We start from the raw sequence: 16,506 nt of genomic DNA on the forward strand, positions 1-16,506 counted from the left end.
CACGCAGCGCGCATTGACGCTGCGTAGCAAGCGGGATGACTAGCGTTTAAGAGTGACCGCGCAGACTGCGAATCCGTCCCCACAGGGTGTCTTTTTCATCTGCGGACATGTCTCGGACTCGCTGTGCAATCTGGTCTTTGGCGACGCCTTCTCGCTTGAGCAATACCGCGATTTCAAAATCAGCCACCGGCACGAACTCTGCGCCGCAGGAACGACAGAAATTGCCGGGACCAGACGCCGCGCACCAGTGGCAGGTGGCGAAGCGCTCAACCTGACGTCCGCAGGACACGCAAAGATCGCCGCTTTTGTAGTCTTTAGGCTGGCGATGCTGGCAATGAGCGCACTTCACGATGTCCGCGCTTTCAACAACAACGGAAGGGTTTAATACAGATGCGGAAGAAGTTGAGGAAGAGGAGGACGTAGAGGCCGCTTGAGGGCCAACCGCCCAGGCCATGACTTCGGCGGCGACACTTTGCTCGAGGCCGGACAGTGCGGCCAGCGTGCCGGCATCGCCAACGGTTTGGAAGTCCTGTTTGCTTTCTATCCCTGCGTCCACTAACGCCTGAATGTTGTCTTCGCTGAGGCCTTTCGCTTTCAATATGTTCTGTTCAAGTTTGGAAAACGCCATAACTTCTCATCCGTTGGTCAAGGTAAAGGAGGGAATGTTTAGAAAGAGCATGTCTAAACTTAGCAGAGCCCTATCGTCAAACATAGGCTCTGTTTTGCATGTCGATACGCCCTACGCATTTTTAGGCGATAGCACAGCCAAACCAAGCGGCGTTTTTACTCATAACCCGTCATCCGCCAGCGCGTTCCGGGGTCCCCGCCTCTTCCCAGCGCCTTAGACACAATCCTTGCAGACAAGCCAAAGGCCCTTCCATGGCGCGCTTTTTCGGGTACGCCAGACCAATTTCCAGCTCTAACTTAACATCGACCAGAGGGCGCAATACGATGTCCTTGCGCTCGCGGGTTTCCGGCCAGTCCGGCGCCAGCGCAGCGCCTACGCCAGCGCTGACCAGGCCCAAGGCATACTCAATCGTGCGAATATTCGCCCGTGTCAGGAAGCTGATTTTGCGATGTCGCAGCTCCTGCTGCAGGCTTTCCAGGGCGTCACATGGGCTGCGATGAATAAAGGGCAGATTATCCAGCTCCTCCAAAGTCACTTGCTCCTGCAAACTGAGTGAATGCCCCGCTGGCAGCGCCAACAGATAGCGGTCGAGCCAGATAGGTTGAAAGCGTTCGTCTTCACGCAAGTAGGCCGGCGTGATAATGCGGGCGTCGCAGGGCTCCTCGGGGTTCACCAGACTCAGCTCTAGCGACTCCACCGATTGAATCAGCTCTTTCAGCAAAAAACTCATGCGCTCCGCCCCCAAAGACCGCATCAGGCCAAGGGAAAAAGGCATGGGTTGAGGCTTGTTGCGAAAGAGTTGGGATATCGCCTGCGCCTCGCCAGTGAGCTTTTTCGCCAGGGGATACAGACGCTGCGCCGAGTCACTGGGATAAACGCCTTTGCTGTGACGGGAAAACAGCAGCGTATCCAGATGCGCCTCCAAATGCTGAATAGCGGCGGAGATAGAAGGTTGCGCCACATAACAACGCCTTGCAGCGGCAGAGATGGAGCCCAGCTCATACACCGCAATGAAGTACCGCAGTTCTCGTAAATCCATAGTGGGCGCCCCGGCTTTTGATATAGGAATTAACTATATCACATGCATATAAATAATATTTCTACTTTACCAACAGCGCTCGTATGCTAGACCTAAAATGGCGCGCGTATGGCGCGAACCCAATTCAGGAAAAGGTGATCCAATGAGCGCAAGCAAACCCCAATTCGACTGGAGCGATCCGTTTCTGCTGGAGACCCAGCTGACCGACGACGAGCGCATGATTCGGGACACGGCGCGCAACTATGCGCAGGAAAAACTGATGTCTCGCATCCTCGAAGCCAACCGTAAGGAGATCTTCCATCGGGAGATCATGAGCGAGCTGGGTGAATTGGGTCTGTTGGGCTGCACTTTGCCCGAAGAGTACGGCTGCGCCGGCGCCAACTATGTCAGCTACGGACTGGTGGCGCGCGAAGTAGAGCGGGTGGATAGCGGCTATCGCTCCGCCATGAGCGTGCAATCTTCACTGGTGATGCATCCTATTTACGCCTACGGCAGCGAAGATCAACGTAAGAAATACCTGCCCAAGCTGGCTTCCGGCGAGTGGGTGGGCTGCTTCGGCCTCACTGAGCCTGACTCCGGCTCCGACCCCGCCAGCATGCGCACTCGCGCTGAACGCGTCGCCGACGGTTACCTGCTGAAAGGAACCAAAATGTGGATCACCAACTCCCCTATCGCCGATGTGATGGTGGTATGGGCGAAGCTGGATGGGGAAATACGCGGCTTCATTTTGGAAAAAGGCATGAAAGGCCTGACCGCGCCGAAAATCGAAGGCAAGTTCTCTCTGCGCGCGTCGATTACCGGCGAAATCGTGATGGACGACGTCTTCGTTCCTGAAGCCAACATGCTGCCCAACGCTTCCGGTCTGAAAGGCCCCTTCGGCTGTCTTAACAAAGCTCGCTATGGCATTGCCTGGGGCGCTTTGGGCGCTGCGGAATTTTGCTGGACCCAGGCGCGCCAGTATTGCCTGGACCGCAAACAGTTTGGCCGTCCGTTGGCGGCGAATCAGATCATTCAGCTGAAACTGGCCAACATGCAGACGGAAATCAGTATTAGCCTGCAAGGCTGTTTACAGGCCGGCCGCCTGATGGACGAAGGCCGCTGTGCGCCGGAACTGATTTCTCTGATCAAACGTAACTCTTGCGGCAAAGCCCTGGATATCGCCCGCGTCGCCCGCGATATGCACGGGGGCAACGGCATCGCCGACGAATTTCACGTCATACGCCATGTGTGCAACCTTGAAGCAGTGAACACTTACGAGGGCACGCATGATATCCACGCCCTGATTTTGGGACGTGCGCAAACCGGCATCCAGGCATTCACCGGCGCGTAAGCGCCGGCTCCCCGCCATCAGGATATAAACAGCTTTTCCAAGAACTGAATCAGGCTGAGGTAGCTCTTCATGCAAAACCGGGCTGAAGTGGTGGAACAAAACTTTCTTCGTCGCGTCAGCGCAGGGGATCTACCCGCTCCGCTGTCCGACACCTCGCCGCAACAGGCTGGCTTAAGTCCGGCGCAGGCGGCGGCGATATTCGAATCCCAGGCGCTCTCGCGCATTCTGGATCTGCACTCGCGCAAGTTGCAGGCGCGGGGAGAAAGTTTCTACACCATTGGCAGCTCCGGCCATGAGGGCAATGCCGCCATTGCTGCGGCGTTCCGGCACAACGACATGGCCTTTCTGCATTACCGGGACGCCGCCTTTATGATTCAGCGCAGCAAACAGGTTCCAGGGCAGACTATCGCCTGGGACTTCCTGCTCAGTTTCGCCGCGTCAGCGGAAGATCCTATCGCCGGCGGACGACATAAAGTGCTGGGCTCGAAATCGCTGTTTATTCCGCCGCAAACCAGCACCATCGCCTCACACCTGCCGAAAGCGGTGGGCGCGGCATACAGCATCGGCCTCAACCGCCGCCTCAAGCTCAATGGCGAAATGCCTGACGACGCGGTGGTTCTGTGCAGTTTTGGCGACGCGTCGCTGAACCACTCAACCGCGCAGGGAGCCATTAACACCTCATGCTGGACTGCTTACCAGCGCGTACCGCTGCCCTTGTTGTGGGTCTGCGAAGATAACGGCATCGGCATTTCCGTACGCACTCCCCAGGGCTGGGTGGAAGCGAATATGAGCCGCCGCCCCGGTTTGCACTATCTGCGTTGCGACGGACTGAATTTTGCAGATGTCTACGCCACGGCCCACCGCGCTGAGAGCATTGTCAGAAAACGCCGCGAACCTGCATTTCTGCATATGTCCTGCGTACGCCTGATGGGACATGCAGGCTCCGACGCCCAGCAAGCTTATCTGAGCATGAAAGAAATCGAAGCTCATGAAGCGCAAGACCCCTTACTGCACTCAGCGCGCATTCTCATTGAGCATGGGATATTGAGCGCCCACGACATGATCGAGATGTATCAGAGCACAACGGAGCGCGTGGTGAAGGTGGCGGAGGAAGCCATCAAGCGCCCCAAATTGCTGACCAGCAAATCCGTGATGGCCAGTCTGACGCCGCCACGCCGCGTCGCAGCGCCGCAAACGGAATACGACGACGCTTACCAGGAAGCGCGCGAGCGCATATTCACCCGCGAGCGTGTGCAGATGGAGTCGCCGCAACATACCGCCCGCCTCATTAACTGGGCGCTCAGCGACTTGATGCTAAGCCACACCGACATCATCCTCGCTGGTGAAGATGTCGGCCGCAAAGGCGGCGTATACGGCGTCACCCAAAAGCTGCAGGAGAAGTTCGGCTCCCACCGCGTCATCGATACGCTGTTGGACGAGCAAAGCATTCTCGGCCTGGGCATTGGCGTCGCCCACAACCGTTTGCTGCCTATCGTGGAAATCCAGTTTCTCGCATACGTGCACAACGCCGAAGATCAACTGCGCGGTGAAGCCGCCACCCTGAGCTTTTTCTCACAAGGACAGTTCACCAACCCCATGGTGGTGCGCATTGCCGGTCTGGCCTATCAGAAAGGATTTGGCGGTCACTTTCATAACGACAACTCCTTTAACGTGTTTCGCGATATCCCCGGCCTGATTGTAGCCTGTCCGTCCAACGGCTGGGACGCGGTATCCATGCTGCGCGAATCCGTCCGTCTGGCCCGCGAAGAACAACGCGTGGTCATATTCCTCGAACCCATCGCCCTGTACATGACCCGCGATTTACATGAAGAAGGCGATGGTCAGTGGACTTACCCCTACTTACCGCCACAGGAAAACCAGCACATTAGCTTCGGGCAAGTTGGTCAATGGGGCAAAGGTAAAGATCTGGCGATCATCACCTACGGCAATGGGTACTACCTGAGCCGTCAGGCGGCGAAAGCGCTGGAGCAGGATGGCGTTCGCCTGCGCATCATCGACCTGCGCTGGCTGCTGCCACTGCCGGAAGAGGCGTTATTAGAAGCCATTGCAGGCTGTGAGCGGATTTTGGTGGTGGATGAGTGCCGGCGCACCGGATCTGTCAGCGAGGAAATCATGACCCTTCTCATGGAATCCGGCTGGGATCGTACGCAAGTCAGCCGCCTATGCGCGGAAGACTCCTTCATTCCCCTGGGTCGCGCCGCCACCTGTACATTGCCCGACAGAGACGGCATCGTCGAGGCGGCCAGGGCCCTGCTCGGCCATATCCTGTTAGCCAAAGCGGAATAACCGGACGAAAGCGGAATAACTCGCAGAGACGATTAACATCGTGCGGAGCATAAGATGAAAGAAAGAATCGCCATAGTCTGCCCGGGTCGCGGCACCTACAACCAAAATGAACTGGGTTACCTGAAACGCAATCATGGCGACCGATTCGCCCTGCTAAGCGAATTCGACGCCTACCGCGCGCAGCAGGGGCAGCCGACGCTTAGTGACCTGGATGGTCGCGACAAATACTCCCTGAAAGAACACTCGTCCGGAGACAACGCGTCCGCGCTAATCTACGCCTGCGCCTATGCAGACTTTCTCAGTATTGATCGCGACCGCTATGACATTGTCGCCGTCACCGGCAACAGTATGGGCTGGTACATCGCCCTGGCCTGCGCCAGCGCGCTGGCGCCCATGGATGCGCTGCATCTGATCAATCATATGGGCGTGGCGATGCACAACGCGCTTATCGGCAGCCAGTTGGTTTACACCCTGCTCGACCCGCAATGGAATCCGCTACCCGGTCGGCGCGAACAGGTTCTGGCGCTGCTTAATGACATCAATGACGAGCTGGGCGCAGAAGAAGCCTTTGTCTCCATTGAGTTGGGCGGCATGCTGGTGCTGGCCGGCAGCGATCGCGCCTGCAAAATGATGATGGCGCAACTGCCCCCGGAGCAGGAGCGCTTCCCGCTGAAACTGCACAACCACGCTGCGTTCCATACGCCTTTGCAAAACCCCGTTATGCAGCAGGCTCGCCGGGACCTCGCCTCCGCGCCATTTCGCGCGCCCCAGACGCCGTTAGTAGACGGACGCGGCGTCATCTGGACGCCCTGGAGTACAGACACACAGGCATTGTGGGATTACACGCTGGGCCATCAGGTCGTTGAAACCTATGATTTCACCAAAGCCGTGGAAGTCACGCTGAAAGAGTTCTCCCCGGATCGCGTTGTCGTACTCGGTCCCGGCGACACCCTGGGCGGCTCAGTGGCGCAAACCATTGCGCGCATTCACTGGCGCGGCGTCGAGGATAAACACGGCTTCTCCGCGAGACAAAGCGCCGATCCGGTTCTGCTGGCCATGGGACGTGACGAACAAGCGGCTCCCCTGCGTAAAAAATAACGCCGGGGATTTTGCCTGTTGATTCACCGCCAGAGCTTTTGTAAGCTACTGGGCGGTTACGATACTGTTCATGCACCAGAGACCCAGGTTTCAGTGAATATAAAAAACGTCCTGAACATCTTTCTTCCCTCCTCCGTCTGGACTCGATGGCGCTAGGCGCCGCACATCTTTTTTTGCCGTTTCATCGGCATGCCTATATTTCAAATCTTTGTATTTTAGTGCTTAGCTTATTCGAGCTCGGAGGCGAGATTCATCATGACACCCGAACAATTGGCCGCCTATCATCAGGCGGGATATAACCGCGTACCGGTCGTCCGCGAAGTAATGGCGGACCTGGACACCCCGTTGTCCACCTATCTGAAACTGGCCAACGCGCCCTACACCTACTTACTGGAATCCGTTCAGGGCGGCGATAAATGGGGGCGCTACTCCATCATTGGCCTGCCCTGTCGCAGCGTGCTGAAAGTTCACGGCCATCAGATCAATTTCTATGAAGACAATGCGCTCGTCGAGTCCACTGAATGCGCAGACCCGCTGGCTTATATCGAAACCTTCCAGCAGCGTTTCAAAGTGCCGGACGTAGACGGCCTGCCCCGTTTCAACGGCGGACTGGTGGGCTACTTCGGCTACGACACCATTCGCTACATTGAACCGAAGCTGGCTAAAAGCACGCCGCCGGACCCGCTGGGCACGCCGGATATTCTGTTGATGGTGTCGGATGAGCTGGTGGTGTTCGATAACCTGAGCGGCCGCCTGATGTTGATTCATCATGTCGATCCCGGCGCAACGGAAGCCAGCGAACACGCCCAGGCCCGTCTGGATGAACTGGAAACGCTATTGCGACGCCCCATTCCCGAGCACAACCTGCATGTCCAGCAAGACCTGCAGATTGCCGAGGAGGATTTCGCTTCCGGTTTCACGCAGCCGAACTTCGAAGCCGCCGTGGAGAAGATAAAAGAATACGTACTGGCGGGAGACGTCATGCAAACGGTGATCTCCCAACGCATGTCCGTCCCCTTCACCGCCGAGCCCATCAACCTGTATCGTTCTCTCCGCTGCCTCAACCCCTCTCCTTATATGTACCACCTGGATCTTGGGGATTTTCATGTAGTCGGCTCCTCCCCGGAAATTCTCGCCCACCTGGAAGACGGCGTCGCCACCGTGCGGCCTATCGCAGGCACTCGTAAGCGGGGCGCCACCGAGGCGGAAGACAAGGCGTTGGAAGAAGAGCTGCTGGCTGACCCCAAAGAACTCGCCGAGCATTTGATGCTAATCGATCTGGGCCGCAACGATGTCGGCCGCGTCAGCGATATCGGCAGCGTCGAACTGACCGACAAGATGGTGATCGAACGTTACTCTCACGTGATGCATATCGTCTCCAATGTCACCGGGAAACTGCGTCAGGGCTTGAGCGCCATTGACGTACTGCGCGCCACCCTGCCCGCAGGCACGCTGAGCGGAGCCCCAAAAATCCGCGCGATGGAGATCATCGACGAATTGGAGCCGGTTAAGCGCGGCGTCTACGGCGGCGCCATCGGATATCTGTCCTGGAACGGCAACATGGATACCGCCATCGCCATTCGCACAGCGGTTATCAAAGACAAGACGCTTTATATTCAGGCCGGGGCCGGCGTTGTCGCCGATTCCGTGCCGCGCCTGGAATGGAAGGAAACCCTCAACAAAGGCCGCGCCGTGTTCCGCGCCGTGGCTATGGCGCAAAAAGGGCTATGAGCCTGCGATCACATGACGGCGAATACACAGACAGAATTTTGAGGGTTTGAACATGTTGGTGATGATTGATAATTACGACTCTTTTACCTACAACGTCGTGCAGTATCTGGGCGAGCTGGGCGCCGACGTGCGCGTCTATCGCAACGATGAAATCACGATAGAAGAAATTGAGGCGCTGCAACCGCAGCACCTGGTGATCTCCCCCGGGCCCTGCACGCCCAATGAAGCGGGGATATCCGTCGCGGCGATCAAACATTTCGCCGGTAAACTTCCTATCCTGGGCGTATGCCTGGGCCATCAAAGCATCGGTCAGGCGTTCGGCGGCGAAGTGATTCGTGCCGGCAAAGTCATGCATGGCAAGACCTCCAAGGTGTATCACAACGACATCGGCGTATTCAAATGTCTCAACAATCCTTTTGAAGCGACCCGCTACCACTCACTGGTCATCCGCGCGGACAGTCTCCCGGATTGCCTGGAAGTCACCGCCTGGACCCAGAATGAAGACGGCGGTCTGGAAGAAATCATGGGCGTGCGTCACAAGGAACTGGCGATAGAAGGCGTGCAATTCCACCCGGAGTCCATTCTCACGGAACAAGGCCACGACTTACTGCGTAACTTCCTGCAGCAATCGGTCAGCCGCTAAGTCGGATATCAGCCAACGGCGTAAGCTTAGGTTTAATTGCGCGCCGGATAAGAAAACAACATAGTCTAAAAACTACGAGGAATTGCGCCATGGATATCAAAGCCGCTATCGCCAAAGTTGTCGATAGAAAAGACCTCACCACCGAAGAAATGATTGAGGTCATGCAGCAGATCATGACCGGACAGGCCACTCCCGCACAGATTGGCGGGTTCTTGGTGGCGCTGAGATTCAAAAGCGAAAGCGTCGGTGAAATCACCGGCGCAGCCCAGGTCATGCGCCAGCTGGCCAGCAAAGTCGATATCGACGATCCGCATCTGGTGGACACCTGCGGCACCGGGGGCGATGGCTCCAATCTGTTTAACGTCAGCACCGCCGCCGCCTTTGTCGTGGCCGCCGCGGGCGGTAAAGTCGCCAAACACGGCAATCGCAGCGTCAGCAGCCGCTCCGGCAGCGCCGATGTGCTGGAAGCCGCCGGCATCAACCTGGACATGAGCTCCGAGCAGGTCGCCCGCGCAGTCAAAGAAATCGGCGTCGGCTTTCTGTTCGCGCCCGCCCATCACAGCGCCATGAAGCACGCAATCGGGCCGCGCCGGGAAATGGGCATCCGCACCATTTTCAACATGCTGGGGCCTCTGACCAATCCCGCTGGCGTGACCAAGCAGGTCATCGGCGTGTTCAATCCATTGCTGTGCCTGCCGCTGGCGGAAGTACTGCAACGACTGGGCAGCACTCATGTCCTGGTCGTCTCCGCTGCGGATGGCCTGGACGAAATCAGCCTCGCCTGTGAAACCCACGTGGCGGAGCTGAAAGACGGTAAAATCTCCGAATACACGCTTACTCCAGAAGACGCAGGAATCATGCGCCGTTCTCTGGACGGCCTGACCGTGACCAGCGCAGAGGAAAGCCTGAAACTGATTGAAGCAGCGCTGACCAAAGCGACGGACCAAACGTCACAAAAAGCTCGGGACATTGTCGCCCTGAACGCTGGGGCGGCGATTTACGCCGCAGACCTGGCCCGCTCCTTCCAAGAAGGCGTGGAAATGGCCCAGGATGCGATTGGTTCCGGGCTGGCCTTTGCTAAACTAAAAGAGCTGGCCAGTTTTTCGGCCTGCTTTAAGGAAGAGGAATAAAGGTCAACCTATGAACGACACGCCTACGATTCTGAGAAAGATCATTGACCGTAAAAAACAGGAAGTGGAAGCGCGCAAGATGCGCCAGCCTTTGTCCGTTCTGAAAGACAGCCTGCACCGGGCCGGCCCCGTGCGCGGTTTCGCCCGCGCCATTGAAAAGCGGTTTCAGCACAATGCCCCGGCGGTGATCGCGGAGATCAAGAAGGCCTCTCCCAGCAAAGGAGTAATTCGGGAAAACTTCGATCCCGAAGCCATCGCCAAGAGCTATGAACAAGGCGGCGCAGCCTGTCTTTCCGTCCTCACCGATATTGATTTCTTTCAGGGCGCCGATCAGTACCTGATTCAGGCTCGCAACGCCACGTCTCTGCCGGTGCTGCGCAAAGATTTCATCGTGGATGAGTATCAGGTGTATGAAAGTCGCCTGCTCAATGCGGACTGTATTCTGTTAATCGCGGCGGCGTTAACGCCCCAACAGATGAAGAGCTACTGCGCCAAAGCCAGAGAAATCGACCTGGACGTGCTGGTGGAAGTGCATAACGCTCAGGAGCTGGAATACGCCCTGGAGTTGAATACGCCGTTAGTAGGCATCAACAATCGCGACCTGCACACCTTTGACGTTTCCCTTGATACAACGATCAATCTGCTGGATCGCATCCCGGAAGATCGTATCGTCGTGACGGAGAGCGGCATCCATACGCCAGAAGATGTGGCCTTGATGCAGCACCACCGGGTCAATACCTTCCTGGTGGGCGAGTCCTTCATGCGGGCGGAAGACCCCGGGGCGAAATTGCGCGAGCTGTTTCTCTAAGCCCAGCCACGCTCGTTTCTTATCTGTTACGCGCCGCCTTACTGCGGCGCTGACGCTGCGTCAATCTCCTGTTGCAACCATTGCGTGAAATGCCTTAACGCCGCATTACCCCGCGAACGTGTAGGCATGACCAGTAAATAGCGCTGATCTATCTGCAAACTAAAATCGAACAGCTTTACCAGGCGTCCCGCGCTCAGCTCTTCCTGCACCAGTATCCTACGCACCAAAGCGACCGCCTGTCCCGCCAAGGCAAGACGAATCACCTGACTGGAGTCAGAGATGATGATACGGCGGCGCGGCTCCAGATCAGAATGTCCCGCGGCTTTCTTCCAGGCGCTCCAGTTGAAGCTGTCCGGCGCATCTGAATCCACCAGCACATGATCTTTCAACACGCGAAGGTCGTTGCCAATACCTTTGGCCAATTCCGGGCTCGCGGCGAGAAAGATTTCCTCTCCCGCCAGGTCTTTTACGATCAGTTCGGGAAAGGTGCGGGAGCTGAAACGTATGCCTGCGTCCACATCGGCGTCACGAAAGTCCACCACGTCGTTGGACATGGTGATGCGGATGTCAATGTCGGGAAACTCTGCGTTGAACTTATGCAATCGGGGAATCAGCCAGGCGCTGGCGAAAGACGGCAATACGCTGACGGTAATCTGGTTGCAGCAGCGGCGAATCGCCTCTACGCCCTCCTCCAGGTGATCGAATCCCTTGCGCAGGTGCGGGCCCAAACGTAGCGCTGTTTGCGTTGGCGTCAGACTCCTCGCGCCGCGCTCAAACAAAGGACCGAACTCCGCCTCCAACGCTTTAACATGCTGACTGACCGCCGACTGAGTCACATTCAGCCTTTCCGCCGCCGCGGTGAATGAGCCTGTGCGCAACACCACATCCAACACCCACAGGGACTTCAACTGATGAACCAATCTACTCATAAGTTTTACTAATCCATGAATTAGGACATATCGTTTTAACGCCAAGTCTAGCCGCCGTACTATTTCTACAACACAGGAGGCCATATATGAAAACCGCAATCAGATTAGCACAGAACGCACAGCAAGCAGAGTCATTAGATTTCCTAACCAGACTGAAAAATTTAACACAGCGATGGATAAAGCAGGCGCGAACCCGGCGCGAGCTGGCCAATTTGAATGACCACCTGCTCAGGGATCTGGGAATTACCGAAGAGGATCGCCGTCAGGAAACCAGCAAGCCCTTCTGGAGAAATTGAGCCTTGTCGATTTCCCACTCACCGGCGAGGGAACGCCGGACTCATTGACGCTGCGTCAATGGAAGCCGCCTGTCACTGACAGGCTCAAAAATAACTCTATTGCAGACAGGCGACTACCGTCTCCCCAGCAAAATTTAGCGCATTTTTTAACCGATTCACTGCAGAGCGCCTATACTTACTATTTGTCAGGCAAGCGCGCCGTGCTTGTTTGCATCAATAACTATAACGACTCTTGTTGGCCCTTCCGCGTCAACGCTTTACACCGCGCTATTAATAAATGCCTTTGAAGGCGTCTGTTTTATTAGGGAGTGCAGTGACAATGAAAACCAACCTCAAAGCCTATGTGGCGACCTCCGCGCTGTTCCTGTCGGCGACCGTGACGCACGCGGCGATGATCAATCAGGTGGATTATTTCAGCCTTTCCGGCAATGTCCTCATTGATTTTGAATCCGTCGCTGGCGGCGGCGCGCCAGGAACGAACTACGACGGCGTAATTGACTTGGTAGGCGCCTCGTTCGCCGAAAAGTTTGACGGCCAAATACTTTCCACCAGCGGCAATTCGGATATTCTCAGCGGCACGCCGACCGGCGGGGCGTTGACCTTATCGGTCGGAGCCGCCGGCCGTAATCTCAACGTGTTTACTTACGGCGCCGATGGCAATGTTCTCACCGGTCTCGGACGTCTGGGATGGCCCAACTTTGACGCCATCGGCGAAGGCGCCGTCGCCATCCTGTTCGACAACGATCAGTCCGAATTCGGATTCCAGTCGGTGGGCGGCAACCTCGGATCAGCCGTGTTTGAATTCTGGGCTCGCGATGGTTCGCTCCTGGACACCATCATGCCCACCAGTCTCGGCACGGACTATTTTGGCTTCGCCCGTGAAGGCGGGCTTCAGGATATCGCCGGGATTTCTATCTATAACACTGATCCGGCGGGCATTGGCTTCGACGACATTATCTTTGACGTCCCCGGCCCGGACGATCCTCGCAACGTTCCCGAGCCCCCCGCACTGGTTCTTCTATTGCTGGGACTCCTGGGTTTACGCTTCTCCGCCCGTCGCACAAAGACGTGACAGAGGAAAGGCTAAGCGAAAAAAAACGGCGCATTGCGCCGTTTTTTGTAGTTCCAATTGTCTGAAGAGAATTACCGGGTGCCGTACACCACCATGGTTTTCCCTTTGACCTGCACCAGCCCCTGGTCCTCCAGCGCCTTCAGCACGCGACCGACCATTTCCCGGGAACAACCCACGATGCGCCCAATTTCCTGGCGGGTGATTTTGATCTGCATCCCGTCCGGGTGCGTCATCGCGTCCGGCTCCTTACACAGATCAAGCAGGGTGCGCGCGACCCGGCCCGTCACGTCGAGAAACGCGAGGTCTCCCACTTTCCGGGTGGTCTGACGTAAACGCGAGGCCATTTGCTCGCCGATGAAATACAGTACGCGGGGGTCTTCCTGAGCGATTTCACGAAATTTCGTGTAGCTGATCTCCGCCACTTCGCACTCGGTCTTGGCTTTGACCCATGCGCTGCGAGAGCCCATTTGATCCTGATCGAACAATCCCATCTCGCCAAAAAAGTCTCCGGCGTTCAGATACGCCATGATCATTTCACGACCGTCGTCGTCTTCGATGATGACCGTCACGGACCCTTTGACGATGTAAAACAGTGAATCGCTCTTATCGCCAGCATAAATAATGGTGCTTTTGCTGGGATAGCGGCGACGATGGCACTGCGACAGGAAGTAATCCAGATGTTTGGTTTTATGCTCGACCGGTTTAGCAATCGTGACCATGTTAATGTCCCATTCATTACCTTTGGCGCAGAAACTTATCCGCCTTGGATGTTTCGCTGAGTTCGGTATAACGTTTTTCTAATTGTTTAATAACCATCACAGGCGTTTCGACTCGGGTATCCGGCGCTTTGGAGTCGCTCCGAAGCCGATCGGCGCTTGGCCGCAACCGCTTAATTATCAAGATGTTCCTTAAATTAAGCACGAATAATCACTTTAGGCAAGAGACGCCCCGCCCTTCCCCCTGCGCCTGATGGAGGTCATGGGGCGTCAATGCGGCCTGCATCACATAAGTGTGACTATCTCGCCGGCCAGTCTTCTTTCTTTCAATGTTTCAGTTATCCAGACGCCAGCTGTTTCGTTTCACCGTGATGCGGCGATCAGACGTAAATATCCGCCTGCAGGCGTTTTACTGCGGGTTACTACCCACAGTATAGACCATCTTTTGTGAAATATTTTCCACGACAAGGAGTTATGCTACTCTGACCGCCCCGCGCAGTTGCGGCTATAGCGAGTCTGAAAATCCAGTGGGAGTATGAGATGAAAGCGACCATTACCTGGGGCGGCGACGCCAAGTTCATCGGAAAGACCGGCTCCGGCCATGACGTGGTGATGGACGGCCCTCCCGATCACGGCGGTCAGAATCAAGGCCCGCGCCCGATGGAAATGCTGTTGCTGGGACTTGGCGGCTGCACCTCTTTTGACGTCATGAGCATCCTGACGAAAGCCCGCGCCGACGTCACCGACTGTGTGGCGGAAATCACCGCGGAGCGCGCCGACGCGGTTCCCGCCGTATTCACCAAGATTCATATCCACTTCGTCGTCACCGGCAGAGATTTGCGCGACCCCGTGGTGAAACGCGCCGTGGACCTGTCCGCAGAGAAATACTGCTCCGCCTCCATCATGCTGGAAAAAGGCGGTGTGGAAATCACCCACGACTTTGAAATTCGCGCCCCTGAGGACGCCCAGTAAGCGGCTTTCAAAAAACTCCACCGCCCTCAAATATTTACACTGTCAGCATCGATTACTCTTTAAACGGGCGCAATAAGCCGCCCGTTTAATGAAGTTGATAATCGCTCGCCCGGTTTTAATAAGAAAAACTCATAAACGCGACATTAAATTGCACTATCCAACGGCTATCTTAGCCTGCATAATATGCGGCTTTTCCGCAGCCGGGACATATGCCGTCCGGGACCTCTTTTCCGGGCAGTCGTCCGGCGCATTCTCCGGTTTCGCCGGATTGTCTGAAGAGCAGGTCTGAACACTGTGTGAATGTAGGCGCCGGATCTTCCGGCGATGTGTTGAACAGCAAATCTACTGAGGGTCTGAGATGTCTGAAAAGCTCAAACTCCACGGTTTCAACAATCTGACGAAATCGCTAAGTTTCAATATTTACGACATTTGCTACGCGCAATCGGAGAAACACCGACAGGAATATATTGCTTATATCGATGAGCAATATAACGCCGAGCGCCTCACACAAATTCTGACCGACGTTGTGGAAATTATCGGAGCCCACATTCTTAACGTATCCAGGCAGGATTATGATCCACACGGCGCCAGCGTCACCATGCTGATCGCCGAACACGAAGTGCCCCCGCCGGCCGACTCCAGCGAAGAGTCGCCCGGACCGCTGCCCGATGCAGTGGTTGCTCACCTGGATAAAAGCCATGTGACCGTGCACACCTATCCGGAAAGTCATCCCGACAACGGTATCAGCACATTCCGCGCGGACATCGATGTGTCCACCTGCGGTCTGATCTCTCCGTTGAAGGCGTTGAACTACCTGATTCACAGCTTCGATTCCGACATTGTCACCGTCGACTACCGCGTACGCGGTTTCACCCGTGACATCGACGGCGCCAAGCTGTACATCGATCACGACATCAACTCGATTCAGAACTTCCTCAGTGAAGACACTCAGGAAGCCTATCAGATGATCGACGTGAACGTGTATCAGGAGAACCTGTTCCACACCAAGATGATTCTGAAGGAATTCAACCTGGATAATTATCTGTTTGGAACCGGTATCAGCGAGCTGACCGCCAACGAAGCCTCCAATATCAGGGAACGTCTGCAAAAGGAAATGCTGGAGATCTTCTATTCTCGCAATATGCCTTATTGATCAAGTCTTCAAGACAGGCGTATACATTCGACGGAACAGGCATAAATGACTAATCGCGTTTCTTTATCCCTGACGTTGAACAAGATTGGGCTGCTTTTCGCAGCCCTTCTTGTTTTAATGCAAGTCATCTCTCACTGGTACGGCTATCTGCTCAATTTCAATCGCCCGGAAATCATGAGCGGCGATTATTGGCGTTTGATCAGCGGCCATTTCGTGCACCTGAGTTGGGTTCATCTGGCCCTGAACGCTGTTGCGGCCTACCTGATTTACGACTCTTTCGACCACAATTTAAAAAACTGGCGTTTTCCTCTCTATCTGGGGCTCCTGAGTCTTTTGATATCCATCGGATTATTGCTGTTTTACAAGACCACCCGCACCTATGTCGGCCTATCCGGCGTATTACACGGACTGCTTGTGCTTGGCGTGCTGGGGGGCGGACGCTTTCCACGCTGGGTGTTGATCGTGCTGTTCGTCGGCGTCACCGGCAAGATTATCTGGGAGCAGACGCCTTATTATGATGAAGGCCAGATTGCGCATCTGATTGGCGGTCCTGTCGCGGAGCAGGCCCACCTGCTCGGTTATTTCAGCGGTGTGATCATCGCCGTGGTCGTACGCTTTCTCGGAAAGTTTCGCTGAGAGGCAGTCACCTCTGGA

The 16,506-nt window shown here is 55.9% G+C and carries 16 protein-coding genes; 12 read left to right on the forward strand and 4 right to left on the reverse strand.

Going from position 1 to position 16,506, the window contains the following annotated elements; translation table 11 throughout:
* Positions 1-46: 46 nt before the first annotated feature.
* Together ACQYWX_RS26840 and ACQYWX_RS26845 are read right to left on the reverse strand one after the other, a co-directional pair.
* Positions 47-628, reverse strand: coding sequence for a hypothetical protein (locus ACQYWX_RS26840; protein ID WP_431686980.1), 582 nt, complete (start codon positions 626-628; stop codon positions 47-49).
* A 169-nt stretch (positions 629-797) separates the two neighbouring features.
* The gene (locus ACQYWX_RS26845) at positions 798-1,667 is read right to left on the reverse strand and encodes a LysR family transcriptional regulator (protein ID WP_431686981.1); all 870 of its coding nucleotides are present in this window, start codon (positions 1,665-1,667) and stop codon (positions 798-800) included.
* Between the two features lie 142 nt (positions 1,668-1,809).
* Between ACQYWX_RS26845 and ACQYWX_RS26850 the strand changes: the two genes are divergently transcribed.
* The 7 genes from ACQYWX_RS26850 (at position 1,810) to trpC (ending at position 10,714) form a co-directional block, all read left to right on the forward strand.
* Positions 1,810-2,997: an acyl-CoA dehydrogenase gene (locus ACQYWX_RS26850; protein WP_216737669.1), complete on the forward strand. Its 1,188-nt coding sequence runs from the start codon at positions 1,810-1,812 to the stop codon at positions 2,995-2,997.
* Between the two features lie 69 nt (positions 2,998-3,066).
* Positions 3,067-5,304, forward strand: coding sequence for a thiamine pyrophosphate-dependent enzyme (locus ACQYWX_RS26855; protein ID WP_431686982.1), 2,238 nt, complete (start codon positions 3,067-3,069; stop codon positions 5,302-5,304).
* Between the two features lie 54 nt (positions 5,305-5,358).
* Positions 5,359-6,402, forward strand: coding sequence for an ACP S-malonyltransferase (locus ACQYWX_RS26860; RefSeq protein ID WP_431686983.1), 1,044 nt, complete (start codon positions 5,359-5,361; stop codon positions 6,400-6,402).
* 255 nt (positions 6,403-6,657) lie between these two features.
* Positions 6,658-8,133 carry an anthranilate synthase component I gene (gene trpE / locus ACQYWX_RS26865; protein ID WP_431686984.1) on the forward strand — a complete coding sequence of 492 codons (1,476 nt, stop codon included), beginning with the start codon at positions 6,658-6,660 and terminating at the stop codon, positions 8,131-8,133.
* Between the two features lie 52 nt (positions 8,134-8,185).
* The gene (locus ACQYWX_RS26870; protein ID WP_431686985.1) at positions 8,186-8,776 is read left to right on the forward strand and encodes an anthranilate synthase component II; all 591 of its coding nucleotides are present in this window, start codon (positions 8,186-8,188) and stop codon (positions 8,774-8,776) included.
* An 89-nt stretch (positions 8,777-8,865) separates the two neighbouring features.
* Entirely contained in the window at positions 8,866-9,906 is a 1,041-nt protein-coding gene (gene trpD, locus ACQYWX_RS26875; protein ID WP_216737674.1) for an anthranilate phosphoribosyltransferase, read from the forward strand.
* A gap of 10 nt (positions 9,907-9,916) precedes the next feature.
* Positions 9,917-10,714, forward strand: coding sequence for an indole-3-glycerol phosphate synthase TrpC (trpC, locus tag ACQYWX_RS26880; protein WP_431686986.1), 798 nt, complete (start codon positions 9,917-9,919; stop codon positions 10,712-10,714).
* A 38-nt stretch (positions 10,715-10,752) separates the two neighbouring features.
* Here the strand turns inward: trpC and ACQYWX_RS26885 are convergent, their stop codons facing one another.
* Entirely contained in the window at positions 10,753-11,643 is an 891-nt protein-coding gene (locus tag ACQYWX_RS26885) for a LysR substrate-binding domain-containing protein (RefSeq protein WP_431686987.1), read from the reverse strand.
* 86 nt (positions 11,644-11,729) lie between these two features.
* Between ACQYWX_RS26885 and ACQYWX_RS26890 the strand changes: the two genes are divergently transcribed.
* On the forward strand, positions 11,730-11,939 hold the full coding sequence (locus ACQYWX_RS26890; RefSeq protein WP_216737676.1) for a DUF1127 domain-containing protein: 210 nt from the start codon (positions 11,730-11,732) through the stop codon (positions 11,937-11,939).
* Positions 11,940-12,258: 319 nt separating this feature from the next.
* Positions 12,259-13,011 (forward strand): hypothetical protein, encoded by a 753-nt coding sequence (locus tag ACQYWX_RS26895; protein WP_216737677.1) that lies wholly within the window; start codon positions 12,259-12,261, stop codon positions 13,009-13,011.
* 71 nt (positions 13,012-13,082) lie between these two features.
* Here ACQYWX_RS26895 and crp read toward each other — a convergent pair whose 3' ends face one another.
* Positions 13,083-13,730 carry a cAMP-activated global transcriptional regulator CRP gene (gene crp, locus ACQYWX_RS26900; RefSeq protein WP_011399839.1) on the reverse strand — a complete coding sequence of 216 codons (648 nt, stop codon included), beginning with the start codon at positions 13,728-13,730 and terminating at the stop codon, positions 13,083-13,085.
* Positions 13,731-14,267: 537 nt separating this feature from the next.
* Here crp and ACQYWX_RS26905 point away from each other — a divergent pair.
* The 3 genes from ACQYWX_RS26905 (at position 14,268) to rrtA (ending at position 16,488) form a co-directional block, all read left to right on the forward strand.
* Entirely contained in the window at positions 14,268-14,699 is a 432-nt protein-coding gene (locus ACQYWX_RS26905; RefSeq protein ID WP_216737678.1) for an OsmC family protein, read from the forward strand.
* Positions 14,700-15,057: 358 nt separating this feature from the next.
* On the forward strand, positions 15,058-15,852 hold the full coding sequence (gene speD, locus ACQYWX_RS26910; RefSeq protein ID WP_279506073.1) for an adenosylmethionine decarboxylase: 795 nt from the start codon (positions 15,058-15,060) through the stop codon (positions 15,850-15,852).
* A 45-nt stretch (positions 15,853-15,897) separates the two neighbouring features.
* Positions 15,898-16,488: a rhombosortase gene (gene rrtA, locus ACQYWX_RS26915; protein WP_431686988.1), complete on the forward strand. Its 591-nt coding sequence runs from the start codon at positions 15,898-15,900 to the stop codon at positions 16,486-16,488.
* Positions 16,489-16,506 lie beyond the last annotated feature (18 nt).

The sequence above is a fragment of the Hahella sp. NBU794 genome (genome assembly GCF_050749805.1).
In the GTDB taxonomy this organism is placed as follows: Bacteria; Pseudomonadota; Gammaproteobacteria; order Pseudomonadales; family Oleiphilaceae; genus Hahella.